General features: G+C 43.7%; 14 protein-coding genes. 7 read left to right on the forward strand and 7 right to left on the reverse strand.

All coding sequences use genetic code 11. The features are described from left to right. Positions 1-33 precede the first annotated feature (33 nt). The 4 genes from B3143_RS04970 (at position 34) to pcaD (ending at position 3,626) form a co-directional block, all read left to right on the forward strand. Positions 34-705: a 3-oxoacid CoA-transferase subunit A gene (locus B3143_RS04970; RefSeq protein ID WP_004785624.1), complete on the forward strand. Its 672-nt coding sequence runs from the start codon at positions 34-36 to the stop codon at positions 703-705. 21 nt (positions 706-726) lie between these two features. Then, positions 727-1,380, forward strand: a complete 654-nt coding sequence (locus tag B3143_RS04975) for a 3-oxoacid CoA-transferase subunit B (RefSeq protein WP_004785621.1) — start codon at positions 727-729, stop codon at positions 1,378-1,380. A 163-nt stretch (positions 1,381-1,543) separates the two neighbouring features. After that, complete coding sequence (gene pcaF, locus B3143_RS04980; RefSeq protein WP_004785619.1) at positions 1,544-2,749, forward strand: 3-oxoadipyl-CoA thiolase; 1,206 nt, start codon at positions 1,544-1,546, stop codon at positions 2,747-2,749. A 97-nt stretch (positions 2,750-2,846) separates the two neighbouring features. Next, complete coding sequence (pcaD, locus tag B3143_RS04985; RefSeq protein ID WP_004785618.1) at positions 2,847-3,626, forward strand: 3-oxoadipate enol-lactonase; 780 nt, start codon at positions 2,847-2,849, stop codon at positions 3,624-3,626. Between the two features lie 57 nt (positions 3,627-3,683). Here the strand turns inward: pcaD and B3143_RS04990 are convergent, their stop codons facing one another. Further along, positions 3,684-4,571: a DMT family transporter gene (locus tag B3143_RS04990; RefSeq protein ID WP_004785615.1), complete on the reverse strand. Its 888-nt coding sequence runs from the start codon at positions 4,569-4,571 to the stop codon at positions 3,684-3,686. Positions 4,572-5,200: 629 nt separating this feature from the next. Between B3143_RS04990 and B3143_RS04995 the strand changes: the two genes are divergently transcribed. Then, a complete protein-coding gene (locus B3143_RS04995; protein ID WP_004785614.1) occupies positions 5,201-6,289 on the forward strand; it encodes a zinc-binding metallopeptidase family protein in 1,089 nt (362 codons plus the stop codon). 131 nt (positions 6,290-6,420) lie between these two features. Here B3143_RS04995 and B3143_RS05000 read toward each other — a convergent pair whose 3' ends face one another. Beyond that, entirely contained in the window at positions 6,421-7,596 is a 1,176-nt protein-coding gene (locus B3143_RS05000) for a thiolase family protein (RefSeq protein ID WP_171064830.1), read from the reverse strand. A gap of 78 nt (positions 7,597-7,674) precedes the next feature. Further along, on the reverse strand, positions 7,675-9,456 hold the full coding sequence (locus B3143_RS05005) for an acyl-CoA dehydrogenase C-terminal domain-containing protein (RefSeq protein ID WP_004785610.1): 1,782 nt from the start codon (positions 9,454-9,456) through the stop codon (positions 7,675-7,677). Between the two features lie 564 nt (positions 9,457-10,020). Here B3143_RS05005 and B3143_RS05010 point away from each other — a divergent pair. Then, positions 10,021-10,629 carry a TetR/AcrR family transcriptional regulator gene (locus tag B3143_RS05010; RefSeq protein WP_004785609.1) on the forward strand — a complete coding sequence of 203 codons (609 nt, stop codon included), beginning with the start codon at positions 10,021-10,023 and terminating at the stop codon, positions 10,627-10,629. A gap of 53 nt (positions 10,630-10,682) precedes the next feature. Here B3143_RS05010 and B3143_RS05015 read toward each other — a convergent pair whose 3' ends face one another. From B3143_RS05015 to cysK, 4 genes are all read right to left on the reverse strand, one after another. Continuing rightward, complete coding sequence (locus tag B3143_RS05015; RefSeq protein ID WP_004785606.1) at positions 10,683-10,880, reverse strand: heavy-metal-associated domain-containing protein; 198 nt, start codon at positions 10,878-10,880, stop codon at positions 10,683-10,685. Positions 10,881-10,933: 53 nt separating this feature from the next. Continuing rightward, positions 10,934-11,368 carry a Cu(I)-responsive transcriptional regulator gene (gene cueR, locus B3143_RS05020; protein WP_004785605.1) on the reverse strand — a complete coding sequence of 145 codons (435 nt, stop codon included), beginning with the start codon at positions 11,366-11,368 and terminating at the stop codon, positions 10,934-10,936. Then, positions 11,368-14,058, reverse strand: coding sequence for a heavy metal translocating P-type ATPase (locus B3143_RS05025; protein ID WP_286739720.1), 2,691 nt, complete (start codon positions 14,056-14,058; stop codon positions 11,368-11,370). Before B3143_RS05025 ends, cueR begins: the two co-directional genes overlap by 1 nt. Positions 14,059-14,241: 183 nt before the next feature. After that, on the reverse strand, positions 14,242-15,240 hold the full coding sequence (cysK, locus tag B3143_RS05030; RefSeq protein ID WP_004785600.1) for a cysteine synthase A: 999 nt from the start codon (positions 15,238-15,240) through the stop codon (positions 14,242-14,244). Positions 15,241-15,530: 290 nt separating this feature from the next. Between cysK and B3143_RS05035 the strand changes: the two genes are divergently transcribed. Then, a complete protein-coding gene (locus B3143_RS05035; RefSeq protein ID WP_004785598.1) occupies positions 15,531-15,851 on the forward strand; it encodes an ArsR/SmtB family transcription factor in 321 nt (106 codons plus the stop codon). Positions 15,852-16,053: the final 202 nt, after the last annotated feature.

Consider the following 16,053-nt stretch of genomic DNA (forward strand, 5'->3'; position numbering starts at 1 on the left):
CTTCATCAGATTAGGACATGCAAGGACAAGATTATGATAGATAAAAGTTCACTATCGCTGAAAGCAGCACTTTCCCAGATCAAGGATGGTTCGACCATCATGATCGGCGGCTTTGGCACAGCAGGTCAGCCAGCAGAACTGATTGATGGCCTGATCGAACTGGGTATCAAAGATCTGGTGATCGTTAATAATAATGCCGGTAATGGTGACTATGGCCTGGCGAAACTGCTGAAGACCGGTGCAGTACGTAAAATCATCTGTTCTTTTCCACGTCAGTCTGACTCCTGGGTATTTGACGAGCTGTACCGTGCCGGAAAAATCGAACTGGAACTGGTACCTCAGGGCAACCTTGCCTGCCGTATTCAGGCTGCCGGTATGGGACTAGGTCCAATCTACACGCCGACTGGTTTTGGCACCTTGCTGGCGGAAGGCAAACCAACCCTGAATTATGAAGGCAAAGATTACGTTTTAGAAAATCCAATTAAAGCAGACTTTGCCCTGATCAAGGCGCATAAAGGCGATCGCTGGGGCAATCTGGTTTACCGTAAATCGGCGCGTAACTTCGGTCCAATCATGACGATGGCGGCAGATGTGACTATTGCCCAAGTTGCTGAAGTGGTTGAGCTCGGTGAGCTGGATCCGGAACACATCATCACCCCAGGCATCTTTGTTCAACACGTTGTTCAAGTTCAACCGGCACAGTAATTACGGATAAGGAGAAGATTGATGAGCTATAACAAACTGACCCGTGACCAGATTGCTGAACGTGTTGCCCAGGACATTCCGGATGGTGCCTATGTCAACCTTGGTATTGGCCTGCCGACCAAGATTGCCAGCTATCTACCAGCAGACAAGGATGTTTTCCTGCATTCTGAAAATGGCCTGCTGGCTTTCGGTCCGCCACCTGCCAAAGGTGAAGAAGACCCTGAGCTGATTAATGCCGGTAAAGAAATTGTGACTATGCTGACTGGAGGTGCATTTTTCCATCATGGGGATTCTTTTGCGATGATGCGTGGTGGTCACTTAGATATCGCAGTCTTGGGGGCATTCCAGGTCGCTGAAAATGGTGACTTGGCCAACTGGCATACTGGTGCACCGGATGCAATTCCTGCTGTCGGTGGCGCGATGGATCTGGCCGTCGGTGCCAAGAAAGTCTTTATCACTACCGATCATGTCACTAAAAAAGATGAACCGAAGATCGTGGCTGAACTGACTTATCCTGCCACTGGCCTGAAATGTGTAGACCGTATTTATACCGATCTGTGTGTGATTGATGTCACGGCTGAAGGCATGAAAGTGATTGAAAAAGTTGAAGGTCTGTCATTTGAAGAATTGCAGTCGATGACGGGTGCAACATTGATTGATGCGACACAGGATTAAGTAATAAAGGAAAATTAAATCCCCCTATATCCCCTGAACAAGACTTAAGCACTGCTTTAAGTCAATGTGCAAGAAAGGGGGACTTTCGAAAATATATGACGGAAGCTCTCCTCCCTTTATCAAAGGGAGGTCAGGAGGGATTAGAGAACTGGAAATAGAAACAATGAAAAATGCATATATTATCGATGCCATCCGTACCCCATTCGGCCGCTATGCCGGTGGCCTGGCCCCTGTCCGTGCCGATGACCTGGGTGCGATTCCAATTAAGGCTTTGATGGAACGTAACCCAAGTATCAACTGGGAAAAAGTGGATGACATCATCTATGGCTGTGCCAACCAGGCCGGTGAAGATAACCGCAACGTGGGTCGTATGTCCGCTTTGCTCGCAGGAGTGCCTTATCAGGTACCGGGAACTACGATTAACCGTCTTTGCGGTTCATCACTCGATGCGGTAGTCATTGCGGCTCGTGCCATTAAAGCCGGTGAAGCCGATCTGATTATGGCTGGTGGTGTGGAATCCATGTCACGTGCACCGCTGGTGATGGGTAAGTCTGAAACCGCTTATGGCCGTACTCAAAAGCTTGAAGATACTACCATGGGCTGGCGTTTTATCAACCCGAAACTGAAGGAACTGTATGGCGTGGAAACCATGCCGGAAACTGCGGAAAATGTGGCAGCACAGTTCAATGTCAACCGTGAAGATCAAGACAAGTTTGCCCTGACCAGCCAGCAACGTACTGCAGCGGCACAGGCCAAAGGTTTCTTTAAAAATGAAATCATTCCGGTAGTGATTCCTCAGCGTAAAGGCGAACCTGTGGTTGTTGATACAGATGAACATCCACGTGCTTCTACGACACTAGAAGGTTTAACTAAGCTAAAACCAGTTGTAAAAGCGGATGGTACGGTGACTGCCGGCAATGCTTCTGGCATTAACGATGGTGCAGCGGCACTCCTGATTGCCTCTGATGAAGCTGTTGCTGAATATGGCCTAGAAGTGCGTGCCAAAATTATTGGCTCAACGGTTGTCGGTGTTGAACCACGCATTATGGGCTTTGGTCCGGCACCAGCGATTAGAAAGCTACTGGCCCAGACCGGTTTGACACTAGATCAGATGGATGTCATTGAACTGAATGAAGCCTTTGCTGCACAGGCCTTAGCCGTGACTCGTGACCTTGGCCTTCCAGATAATGCTGCGCATGTAAACCCAAATGGCGGTGCGATTGCAATTGGTCATCCACTCGGTGCTTCCGGTGCCCGTCTGGTGACCACTGCCTTGAACCAGCTGGAACAGACTGGCGGTAAATATGCCCTCTGCTCTATGTGTATTGGTGTGGGTCAAGGTATCGCGCTGATTATTGAACGTGTTTAAAAAATCCCTCCTAACCTCCCTTTCTTGCACAAGGCTTAAGCAGTGCTTATGCCTTGTTCAGGGAAGAACTTTTAGAAGGAAATAAAAGGAATAACAAATGCCAACATTTACATCAAATGATGCCCAGATTAATTACCAGACTTTTGGGGATGCCAACAAACCTGCCTTGATATTTTCCAACTCACTGGGTACCAAATACAGCATGTGGCAGCCACAGATTGAACATTTCCAGCAGGATCATTACGTAATCTGCTATGACACCCGTGGTCATGGTGCATCATCTGCACCACAAGGCCCGTATAGCTTGGAGCAGCTGGGGCAGGATGTCGTGAATCTACTGGATCATTTGAACATTGCAAAAGCAGCATTCTGTGGTATTTCTATGGGTGGCTTAACCGGTCAATGGTTGGCGATTCATAAGCCAGAACGTTTTAGCCAGGTGATAGTCTGTAACACCGCAGCCAAAATTGGCCAGGAACAGGCATGGCAAGACCGTGCTGCGCTTGTCTGTGAGCAAGGTCTTGCTCCGATTGCAGCAACTGCGGCATCACGCTGGTTTACTGATCCCTTTATCCAGAGCAACCCGGCAGTCGTTGCAGAACTTTCAAACGACCTCGGAGCTGGCAGCCCAGAAGGCTATGCAAACTGCTGTGAAGCTCTGGCTAAGGCGGATGTCCGCGAACAACTTAGCAGCATTCAAATCCCTGTGCTGATTATTGCGGGTCAGCAGGACCCTGTGACGACTGTTGCAGATGGCCAGTTTATGCAGCAACGTATTGCGAATAGCCAGTTGTTTGAAATCAATGCTTCGCATATTTCGAATATTGAACAGCCGGAAGCCTTTAATCAGGCCGTACAAACTTTTCTTGCTGCTTAAATTTATTCTTATAAAAAAGCCACGATATTTCGTGGCTTTTCTTTTTTCGTGTATTCGTTAAGCCCAGATCACCAGCATCGCTGCAATCACCACCAGTCCCAATCCCCAATGCTCGGCACGCGCCAGTTTTTCTTTAAAGAAATAAGCTGAAATCAGCAAACTGAACAGGATTTCGATTTGTCCCAAGGTTTTCACGATTGGCACGCTCATCATACTCATGGCGGTAAACCACCCAAGGGAGGCCATAAAGCTGCAGAAGCTGACTTTAAACGTAAGTCCCAAACGTTGCCACATGGCAACTAAGGTTGTGCGGCTAAACAAGCTTAAATAGATCAGCATACTGATACACTGGAAACCAATCACTGAAATCAGTACCCATGAAGCACGATGCACGGTTGGCAACATCGCTAGTTCCAGACTGGCTTCACGTACCAAGAGTGAAGTAATAGCAAAGCTCAAACCGCTGCCGATGCCGATGGCTAAAGTCTTGGTGGATAAACCAGTGATCTGATTGCCCTTACTCAGCAGGAATACCGCATAACCGCCGATCAGCACACCGATCCATGCCAGTGCAGAAAGATGATCTGACAGGAAAATCACTCCGATAATGGCTGCCAGAATCGCTTCACTTTTTGCCAGTCCAACGCCAATCGCATAATTTTTCTGTTTAAACAGCTGCACCATCAAGGCGGTTGCCAGAATCTGGCTGATACCGGCAATCAGAATATAGATCCAATACTTCGGGGTAAAATGCACTACACTTTCTACCGGTTTGAAGTGGTATAAAGTCGCGATATAAAGTCCAGCCAGAGGCAATCCAAACAGGAAACGCGCCAGCGTCACGCCCCAGATATCGACAGTGGTACTGAGCTGTTTTTGAAAGGCATTTCGCCAGGCCTGCATAAATGCAGCCATTAAAGTAAAGAAAACCCAGCTGATTGCCATACCCTGATCATTAATGCCGTAAAAGTGAATTAATTCTATGTCTTAGTACAATCTATGACTAATTAAAAATGATATAATGGCTAATAGCTAAAAGTTTAATTTTCTAATTCAAAAATAATTAAAATTTATCAGTTTAATAAGGGTGAAATTGATTTCTCAGATTCCAACTATGCTTAAAAAATAAGAAAGTAACTCCTCATCTTTGATTAACTTATAATAAAAGGCTCTTCTATTTTAAGAGACCGAAGATGTTTCATCAGTATACCAATTAGGTTTTATGAAAAACGCTATTCAATCAATTTTTTTCAATAATTTTTGATCTCTAATTTTTTATAGTTTGCATTATTCAGTTTTTTTAAATTGATACTTTCGTTTTTATTTAAGAAAAAAATACATAAGTCAGTTCATCGGTTTTTTTATTTCTGTCAGCTTTTCTTCTATAAACAGTCACTAAACTATAATCTAATGAATAATCGATCACATGCATTTTACAATTAATCAACATAGTGTTTTTTAAGAAATTTTTATGATGAATTTTTAAACAGGATAAAATTCCGCAATGCAATCTGAATATAAATTACAGAGTTTCAGCAATCCATTGTAATTCATTCATTTCGCAGGGAGTATCGATGAAATATTTTGAATGTCCAGTTTGCGAAAAGCAGATCTTTTTCGCCAAATTCGTATGTGATCACTGCCTTTCCTCTATCGGCTATATCGCCTCCGAAAAAGAAATGACGACATTTAAAAAGCTGAATGCTCAGGAGTGGGTTCCGGTTGCTAAAAAGTATCAACATTCCCGTTATAAACCTTGTTATAACTATACCCATCATCAGGTATGTAACTGGATGATCCCTGCAGATGATGAGGAAGATTTTTGCGAATCCTGCCAGCTGACTCATGTAATTCCAAATCTGGAAAATGCCGAAAACATGATTTACTGGTATCGGCTGGAGGAAGCCAAACGCCGTTTTCTGTATCTGACCCAACGTATGAACATTATGCCTCGTCCAAAACATTCGGATGATGATCCATTGGGTTTACGTTTTGATTTTCTTCTTCCTGAAAAAGACAAGCCAGTACTTACCGGCCATGCCAATGGTGTAATTACCTTAAATGCCTTTGAGGCCGATGTGGTTTATCGTGAAACCACCCGGGTCAATATGGGTGAAAACTACAGAACCTTATTAGGGCATTTTCGTCATGAAAGTGGGCATTTTTATTTTAATCTCATCCAGCACCTACATCCGGAATTACTGGATGAACTTCGCCATTATTTTGGAGATGAGCGGCAAAATTATAGTGAAGCACTAGAGAGGCACTATAATCAGGGTGCGCCTATTAACTGGCATGAAAAATATATTAGTCCCTATGCCACCGCACACCCGTGGGAAGACTGGGCTGAAACCTGGTCGCATTATCTGCATATCATGGAAACGCTGGAAACGGCATTTTATGCTGGCTTACGCGTGGAAGGTAATGGCCGAAATCTGGCCAGTATGGACTTTAAAGAATGCCCGATTGGTGGACAGGATTTTGAACATATCCTGGAAAACTGGGTCACCCTGACCTTTAATTTAAATGCCTTAAACCGCAGTATGGGTCTGGAGGATGCTTACCCCTTTAAGCTGACTGAAGCTGTGAAAGATAAACTGCGTTTCATTCATCGGCATATATTGGATAAAGTCTTTAATAACCCACGTCTGATTCAGAACTAAAATATTTATCTAATACAATATAAATAAAGCCCGTGATCCACAGGCTTTATTTTGGGCTTAATACTATTTCAATAAATTAAGCGATACTCTTAGCTTATTACCAAAAGCATCGCCATCTAATCTAAATAAACTTAAACCAGTTCTACCGCAATCGCTGTTGCTTCACCGCCACCGATACATAGCGCTGCAATACCTTTTTTGCCGCCAGTACGTTTCAAGGCATGAATCAGGGTCACAATGATACGGGAACCTGAAGAGCCCAGTGGATGACCTAGAGCGCAAGCACCACCATTAATATTCACTTTGGCAGGATCCAGTTCAAAGGCATCAATCGCTGCCATGGTTACCATCGCGAAAGCTTCATTAATTTCCCATAGATCCACATCAGTTGCATTCCAGCCAGTTTTCTTCAGTACTTTTTCAATTGCCCCCACCGGTGCAATCGTGAATTCTGATGGATGTTGTGAATGGCTGGCATAAGCCAGAATATTCGCTAGAGGTTTCAGGCTATACTGTACTGCAATCTCGCTCGATGTTACAACCAATGCGGAAGCACCATCGGAAATTGAACTGGCATTTGCCGCAGTAATCGTACCGTCTTTTTTAAATGCCGGACGTAAAGATGGGATTTTGTCTGCTTTGGCATTCAGTGGTTGTTCATCCTGCTCAACCACCACATCGCCTTTACGCGTGCTGACTGTAATTGGCACGATTTCATCTTTGAAGAAGCCCTGCTGAACGGCAGTCACGGCTTTATTTAAAGAGCCAATCGCATAATCATCCTGTTGTTCACGGGTATAGCCTTTTTTGTCCGCCATTTCTTGTGCCAAGATTCCCATCGACAGACCTGTTTCAGCATCTTCCAGACCTTCCTGGAACATATGATCGGTCACTTTCCCGTGGCCCATACGGAAACCGGCACGAGCTTTATCCATTAAGTACGGTGCGTTCGACATGGATTCCATACCGCCCGCCACTACGATTTCTGCAGAACCGGCCTTGATCGCATCCGCAGCTTGCATCATCGCTTTCATGCCTGAACCACAAATTTTATTGATCGTAGTCGCACCGGTTGAATCTGGCAAACCTGCCTGACGCATGGCCTGACGTGCCGGACCCTGTTTTAAACCTGCCGGCAGTACACAGCCCATGATCACTTCATCAATATCATTGGCTGCCAGACCTGCACGTGCCACCGCTTCCTTGATCACTACAGCTCCTAAATCTGGTGCGGTACAGCTAGAAAGTGAGCCTTGAAAACCGCCCATCGCGGTACGTACAGCTTCTACAATTACAATCATTCTAATCTCATCCTTTAACATCATTGTTATCAACACTGCAAAGTGATATCTGTGCAGTGTTTGTCCTTCGCAATATTTGCGGGTTTAGGCCTGTGCAGTGAAATATTCTTCTGGTAATTGCATCACCAGCTCTGCACCTGCCTGAATGCGTTGAATTCTCGCACTCAAATCCGGGAGTACTTTAGCAATATAGTAATTTGCCAGTACCAGTTTATTCTGGAAATAGCTCTCTTCTTTAGTAGCCGCCGCTTTACTGATACGTGCGTACATGTAAACAAAGCTCAGCAGACCTACAGCGTGCAAATAATCAACAGCAATCGAGTTGGCAAGGTCAGGATTTACCTGAGACTGTTCAACAATAAAATTGGTAATATCTTCCAATTGTTGACAGGTATCTAAGGTTGCCTTTTTAATCGTCAAGGCATCGTCCAGACTTTGGGAAAATTCACGGATTTCTGCAATATATTCTGCAATATAAGCACCTTTGCATTTTGTGGTTTTACGGCCGATCAGATCAATCGCCTGCACTCCATTGGTCCCTTCATAGATCTGTGAAATGCGCAGGTCACGGATACATTGTTCCATGCCCCATTCACGAATATAGCCATGACCACCAAAGCACATTTGTGCTTCAAGTGCAGCATCCAGTGCTTTATCGGTGAGGTAAGCTTTGGCAATAGGCGTTAATAAAGCCACACGATCGGTTGCTTTACGTACCGCCTCAGGATCGGTGGAGTATTTGGTAATATCCAGCTGCTGACCGACATAGACTGCGAAAGCACGTGAAGCTTCATTATTAGCACGTACATTCAGCAACATACGGCGTACATCACCATGTACCAGAATTGAATCGGCTGGTTTTTCTGGTGATTTTGCACCGGTTGATGCACGGCCCTGTAAACGGTCGGTCGCATACTGTGCTGCATTCTGATAAGCAAATTCTGCCGCGCCAATGCCTTGAATCCCCATCGACAAACGTTCGTAGTTCATCATCACGAACATGCCCGCCAGACCTTCATTTTCATTGCCCACCATATAGCCTTTGGCACCATCAAAGTTCATGACACAAGTTGCTGAACCTTTAATGCCCATCTTATGTTCGATCGAACCGGCAGCGACTGCATTGCGCTCACCGAGTGAACCATCGACATTGACCAGGAATTTTGGGACAATAAACAGGGAAATACCGCGTGAACCTGCTGGCGCATTCGGTGTTTTGGCCAATACCAAGTGAATAATATTTTCACTCAGATCATGCTCACCACTGGTAATGAAGATTTTGGTCCCGGTAATGTTGTATGAACCATCTTCGTTTGGTTCAGCCTTGGTTTTGATAATGCCCAGATCTGTCCCTGAATGTGGCTCAGTTAAACACATCGTGCCCGACCATTCACCCGTATAGAATTTTGGCAAATAGGTTTCTTTCTGTTCCTGCGAAGCACGGTCATTGATCGCCATGCCAGCACCCACGGTTAACAGGGGGTAAAGCATGAAAGATGGATTAGTACTCCAGATCATTTCATCAGCCAGTACGGTCAACATTTTTGGCATACCTTGACCGCCCCATTCTTCAGGCGCACCCAGCCCCACCCAGCCGCCTTCAGCAAACTGTTTGAAAGCTTCTTTAAAACCTGCAGGTGTTTTGACTTCACCATTACTAAACTGAGCACCACCTTCTTCATCTGCAGGGCGGTTCAGATCAAGAATCACATTCTTGGAAAACTTGGCCATCTCCTCCAGAATTGCATTTGCAGTTGCCATATCTAAATGTGCAAGATTTTCATTATTTTGCCAAAATTGTTCGGCCTGAAACACATCATTTAAAATAAATTCCATGTCTTTTAGTGGCGCATTATAAATAGGCATTTTCACATTCCTTCACTGGTGATACTCAATCCTGTTACTGAGTATTTTTTCATTATGGATTCGAGAAAATATTTGGATGCTTTTTGCTCGAATCCATGCATGTCATTCAAAAATCATCATGTCGAATTAATCTGATGATGAATTCATTGACATAAATCAGCGATATAAAATTTAAAATCAAAAACTTTATACCTCTGGTATTTACTGAATCCTTAAAACTTAAATCCATTGATGAATGAAAAATTTAAGCTGTTAAAATGACTCTGGCTTCACTTCGCTAAACCTTGTCTGGTCTGGGTTTAAAACAAAAATATGATTCAGCTTTATGCCCTAAAAACCATAAATCAAATATATTGAAAATGGAATTTTATTTAACAAAGTTGATCTCAAGGGTTCAATTTTCTTGACAATATTTTTAATGCAGCTGTATATGACTTTCTTCTACAAGAAATATTGAATAGATATACAAATTTAGATAAGTATGACGACCTTAGTTTTATAGCTATACCTGCGAAAATAGCATATTCTTAGTAGGTTCCTTTTCGAAAATGATGAGTCAAGAAGATGACGACTGTAAGAAAGCAGAACTTCCTTCTTCGTAAAGAGAAGATCTTGAGCATGGCAGAAAGTCTACTGCTTGATAATAATCAGGACATCACCTTGAGTGAACTTGCTGAAGAACTGGACATCGCCAAAGGAACTATCTATAAACATTTTAAAAGTAAAAACCAGTTATATTTAGAACTCATCATTCTGAATGAAAAAAGAATTCTGGCAATTTCTGATAAATATAATAACGATATTAAAAATTATGTTTCGCAATATATGCTTTATCACATGCTCAATTCAAACCGGACTATTTTGCTGCATGTCATTGAAGAGCGTTTAACTAATAATGAAAAAAACCTGAAAGAGTTATTTCAGGAACTCTATCGTATTCGTGAAGAACGGATTATCCGCATTAAAGATATGACCCATGATTATCTGGTATCTTTAGACAGTGCAATGTCAATCCGGGATTATTTATCTTATATCTGGACGGTAACTTATGGGGCTTCACTATTATTAAATTCGACCAGTTATCAAAAAGCGATTGGTTCGCGTGAACGCTTGATTAAACTGTATATTAATCAGGCATTGATGACGCCAGATAAAATATCGGCAGTTTCATAAAAAATGCCTAATCATGATTAGGCATTTTAGAATTATCTTTTAAATAGTGAATATCAAGCTATAGTTTCGGGCGGAAAGCCATCTTCAGTTAATGCCGCGATAATCTCAGATTCGCTTGCACTCGATTCAACCTCCACCATTTTACTGACCACATCAACATTTACTTTAGCATTTTCATCCAGCTCCTGAATGGTCGCAGTCACACTACGCGCACAACCACTACAAGTCATATTTTCAATACGGAATTTCATCTTGATCTCCCTTTGATCAGTTTAAATTTGGGTTAAGTGATATAAGTTCAAGTCTATTTATCTGCTTTGATAGGCGTATGCGCAGTTTTCCCATGTGACACACCCTGCTCAATCTGTTTCAGGATTTGGCAATCAGACTGTTCATCTCCAGCACACTGCGCAACCGATTGCTGCAAAATTTTCATCATATTTTGCATATCCGCAATTTTCTGTTGCAGTAACTCGATATGCTTTTGCGCCAACTGTTTGACATCACGGCTGTGTCTGGCATCATTCAGCCACAGGCCGAGCAATTCTTTCATCTGCTCGGAAGAAAAACCCAATTCACGCGCATGCTGAATAAAACTTAAAGTCTTCATATCATCGTCACTATAAACACGATAACCTGAATCGCTACGTTTAGGATTGGGTAATAAACCGATATCTTCATAATAACGGATCATTTTGGCCGAGATCCCGGAGCGTTTCGCGGCCTGTCCAATATTCATTACACTGCCTCCTTCAACTGGATCGGCTGATAAGTCTTTAAACGAAGCGCATTGCTGACCACAAAGACTGAGGATAATGCCATCGCCCCTGCTGCAAACATCGGTGATAACAAAATACCGAAGAATGGATACAACAGACCTGCAGCAATCGGAATCAAGGCAATATTATAAACAAAGGCCCAGAACAGGTTCTGTTTGATATTGCGCATGGTTGCTTGACTCAGGCCAATACCGGTTACTACATGCTGTAAATTTCCTGACATCAGTACCACGTCTGCTGCTTCAATCGCCACATCCGTACCAGTTCCTATTGCCATTCCGACATCGGCCTGAGCCAAGGCAGGTGCATCATTAATCCCGTCACCGACAAAAGTGACGATGCCATGTTGCTGTTGGAGTTGGCGTACCGCATCGACTTTTTCATTAGGCAGAACTTCGGCAATGACATGGTCAATTTTCAACTGTTTAGCAATGGCTTGTGCAGTATGCTGGTTATCACCGGTGATCATGGCAATCTTTAAGCCTTGATCATGTAAGGCCTGAATCGCACTATAGGTTGTGGCTTTAATCGGATCAGCCACAGCAATAATGGCAGCCAACTGCTGATCTATCGCGACATATAAAGGCGTGCGTCCCTGCTCGCCTAACTGTTGTGCTTTCTCTTTAAAAATATCGACACTTAAACCCAATTGCTGCATCAGGCGTTCTGCGCCAATATGAATTTGCTGACCTGAAACTTGAGCTTTCACGCCTGCACCAGTGATTGAATCAAAATCACTGACTTCAGGTAGTTGCAGCTGTTGTGCTTTCGCAGCTTCAACAATCGCATGGGCAATCGGATGTTCAGACTTGGCTTCCACTGCTGCGACCATTTGCAAAACTTTTTGCTGCTCAAAACCAGATGTCACTGCAAAATCGGTCAGGGCTGGTTTCCCTTCAGTTAAGGTTCCGGTTTTATCCACCGCCACAACTCTGGTTTGCTGCAAGAGTTGCAATGCTTCGCCTTTATGGAACAAGACACCCAGCTCTGCTGCCCGGCCGGTGCCGACCATAATAGATGTTGGCGTAGCCAGGCCCATTGCACAAGGACAGGCAATAATCAGTACTGCAACAGCATTGACCAGTGCATAAGTCAGATTCGGTTCAGGACCCAACAGGAACCAGACAATAAAAGTCAAAGTCGCGAGCAGCATCACAGCCGGCACAAACCATAAGGTCACTTTATCGACTGCCGCCTGAATCGGAAGCTTTGCGCCTTGTGCCTGTTCCACCATATGAATAATCTGAGCTAGAACTGAATCTTGTCCGACTGCTGTCGCCTTGATCTGCAAGGTGCCATTCTGATTTACCGTTCCGCCAATCACCCGATCTCCAGCCTGTTTAGCCACCGCTAAAGGTTCACCGCTGATCATGGCTTCATCGATATAACTTTGACCAGAAACGACTTCACCATCAACTGCGACTTTCTCACCCGGACGAATCTCGATCAGCATGCCCTGCTGTACATCAGCAATTTTCAGATCAACCCAGGTTCCATTTTGTTGTACTCGAGCAGTTTTTGGCTGCAAGCCAACCAGATATTGAATCGCTTCAGAGGTTTTACCTTTGGCTCGAGCTTCCAGATAACGTCCTAGTAAGATCAAGGCAACAATCACAGCCGCCGCTTCGAAATACACATGTACAGTACTTTGCGGCAATAATTGCGGAAAGAACGTGGAAATACAGGAAAATCCATAAGCGGCTATTGTTCCCACGGCAACCAGAGAATTCATATCGGGTGCCAGTCGCAACAATGCCGGAATCCCATGCTGATAAAACCGCCGTCCTGGAATCAGTAAGACCAGAGTAGTCAGCAGAAACTGGATATACCAGCTGTTTTGGGTACCTAGCGTATGTGCAATCCAGTGATGAAAAGCCGGAATCAGGTGTGAACCCATTTCCAGAATAAACACCGGAACAGCTAAAATTAGCGCCAACCATAAGTCACGTTTTAGCTGTTCAGTTTCAGCGGTTTTCTTTTCCTGAAATGCCGTCTGGGCATCGGTAGCCTGTGTATCTAATTTTTCATGGGCGTTATATCCAGCTTTTTCGACGGCAGCAATTAAAGCTGGAAGCTGACTACGCGGCGCCTTGACCGAAGCTGTTTCAGTGGCGAGATTGACTTGTGCTTCACTTACCTGATCGACTTTTTTCAAGGCCTTTTCTACACGTGCTACGCAGGAGGCACAGGTCATTCCTTCAATCGCCAGTTCAATTCGGTCGGTTTGAATATCAAAGCCGGCCTTTTGTACCGCCTTAACCAGTTGGGAAACAGCGAGAGGACGAATTGCAGTGACATGAGCTTTTTCGGTTGCCAGATTAACCTGCGCATCTAGTACCTGATCGACTTTTTTCAAGGCTTTTTCAACACGAGCTATACAAGACGCACAGGTCATACCTTCAATATTTAAATCAAACTGCTGGATCACAGCTTCAAAACCGGTTTTATTAATAGCATTAACAAGTTGCGTTGCAGGAATAGGTTGTTCACTTTTTAAAAAAGCCTGTTCAGTGGAGAGATTGACGTTCGCTTCCACCACACCTTCAATTTTCTTTAAGGCTTTTTCCACACGTGCGACACAAGAGGCACAGGTCATTCCTGAAATCTGTACCTGCTGTTCATATAACTGTGTGGTTGCTGGTGTATTCATTCTGCGCTCTCCATTTACCCATTCACTGCCTATGCTATAGCTTAAACATTACCATAATAGGAAGGTCAAGCTTCTGCTTTAAATTCTTGATCTTTCATTATATGAAGGCATAAAGTCCAATAAAAAAGCCCAAAGATGACTTCAGGCTTTTTCGAGATTTAGTGAAGCTAATTTGTTAAATATTTACTCAGCCGAAATATCTTCAAAAAGAATTGAAGATAAATAGCGCTCACCACCATCTGGCAGAATCACCACGATATTTTTGCCTGCATTTTCAGGACGTGCAGCCAGTTGCGCAGCTGCAGCCATTGCAGCACCACTTGAAATACCGACCAAGATACCTTCTTGAGTTGCAGTTTTACGTGCCCATTCCACTGCATCGCTACTGGTAATGGCAATCACTTCATCTACCAGATCCAGATCCAGGTTCTTTGGAATAAAGTTCGCGCCAATACCCTGAATTTTGTGTGGTCCTGGAGTGAGTGTCTCACCACGTTTTGCCTGACCAATAATGGCAGATTCAGCCGGCTCTACAGCAACTGAATAAATCGGCTTGTTTTTCACTTTTTCAAAAAAGCGTGAAATACCGGTAATCGTACCGCCTGTGCCTACACCCGCTACCAGAATATCGACATTACCTCCAGTCGCTTCCCAGATTTCAGGACCGGTCGTCTCTTCATGGATTTTCGGATTGGCTGGATTTTCAAACTGTTGTGGCAGGTAATACAGTTCAGGATTTTCATTCACCAAACGTTGTGCTTCTTCTACGGCACCTTTCATACCTTTGGCTGGATCTGTCAGTACCAGATTGGCACCTAAAGCCTTAACCACTTTACGGCGTTCTATACTCATGCTTGATGGCATAGTTAAGGTAATATCATAGCCTTTAGCCGCTGCTACAAATGCCAGCGCAATACCGGTATTACCACTGGTTGGCTCGACAATGTGCATGCCCGGCTTCAATTTACCTGACTTTTCTGCATCAGCAATCAAGGCTGCGCCAATACGGCATTTCACCGAAAATGCCGGGTTACGGCTTTCAATTTTCGCAAGTACAGTCGCTCCGCCAGAAATGGCACGATTGATACGAACCAGAGGGGTATTACCAATCGCCTCTGCATTATTGCTATAAACCGCTATACCTAAATTGGCAGGTGTTGGAAAAGCTGAATCTGTAGTCATTAGAATATCCTTGATATTATTCGCCAAGATGTATTTACATGATACAAGCATTTTCCGGCTTTGTAGATGCCTGAAACAAGATGGATCACGATAGCAGTTTGAAATGAAACATCTTCTTCGCAAAAAACCGGAACACGATAAAATTATCTTATATTTTAATTAGTAAATTATAACTATTCTTGATAACACAATTCATTAAAAACCATAGTAATTCACGCTTTCTATCCATCAATTCACGCTGTTCGAGTCGTATAATTCGCGGGCTGTAATTGTATAAATGGACATAGTAAATGAAAACCGATCTTGAAATTGCCGCGATGCGGGATTCAGCTCAACAGGTTGTCGGTATTTTAAAGTTAATGGCCAATACGGACCGACTGCTCATTTTATGTCATCTTTCCCAAAATGAACTGAATGTCTCTCAAATTGAAGAGATTACCGAGATCAGACAGCCAACCCTGTCTCAGCAGCTCATGATTTTGCGTAAAAGCGATGCGGTAAATACCCGTCGAGACGGTAAACAGATCTATTATTCGATCAAAGACCAGAATCTGGTAGAAATGTTAAACAAGCTTTATCAAATCTACTGTGTAAATCAAGCAGTCGCTTAAAGCTGTAATTTACCTCATTCGTCCTGTTTTATTTTAAAGCGATCTGCCTGATTTAAATTTTCTCTATTGAGCGTTTTAAGTCTTTTGCCTGGATCCTTTGTCTCCTCATTCCTTTTTCAAAATGTGAATGATCACCTATTTATATCCTAAGACTTCTTAGCAGAATTTGTGCATAATATATCTAACCTGAGTTCGACGAAAT

Source organism: Acinetobacter sp. UBA1496 (genome assembly GCF_002324975.1).
GTDB lineage: Bacteria > Pseudomonadota > Gammaproteobacteria > Pseudomonadales > Moraxellaceae > Acinetobacter > Acinetobacter variabilis.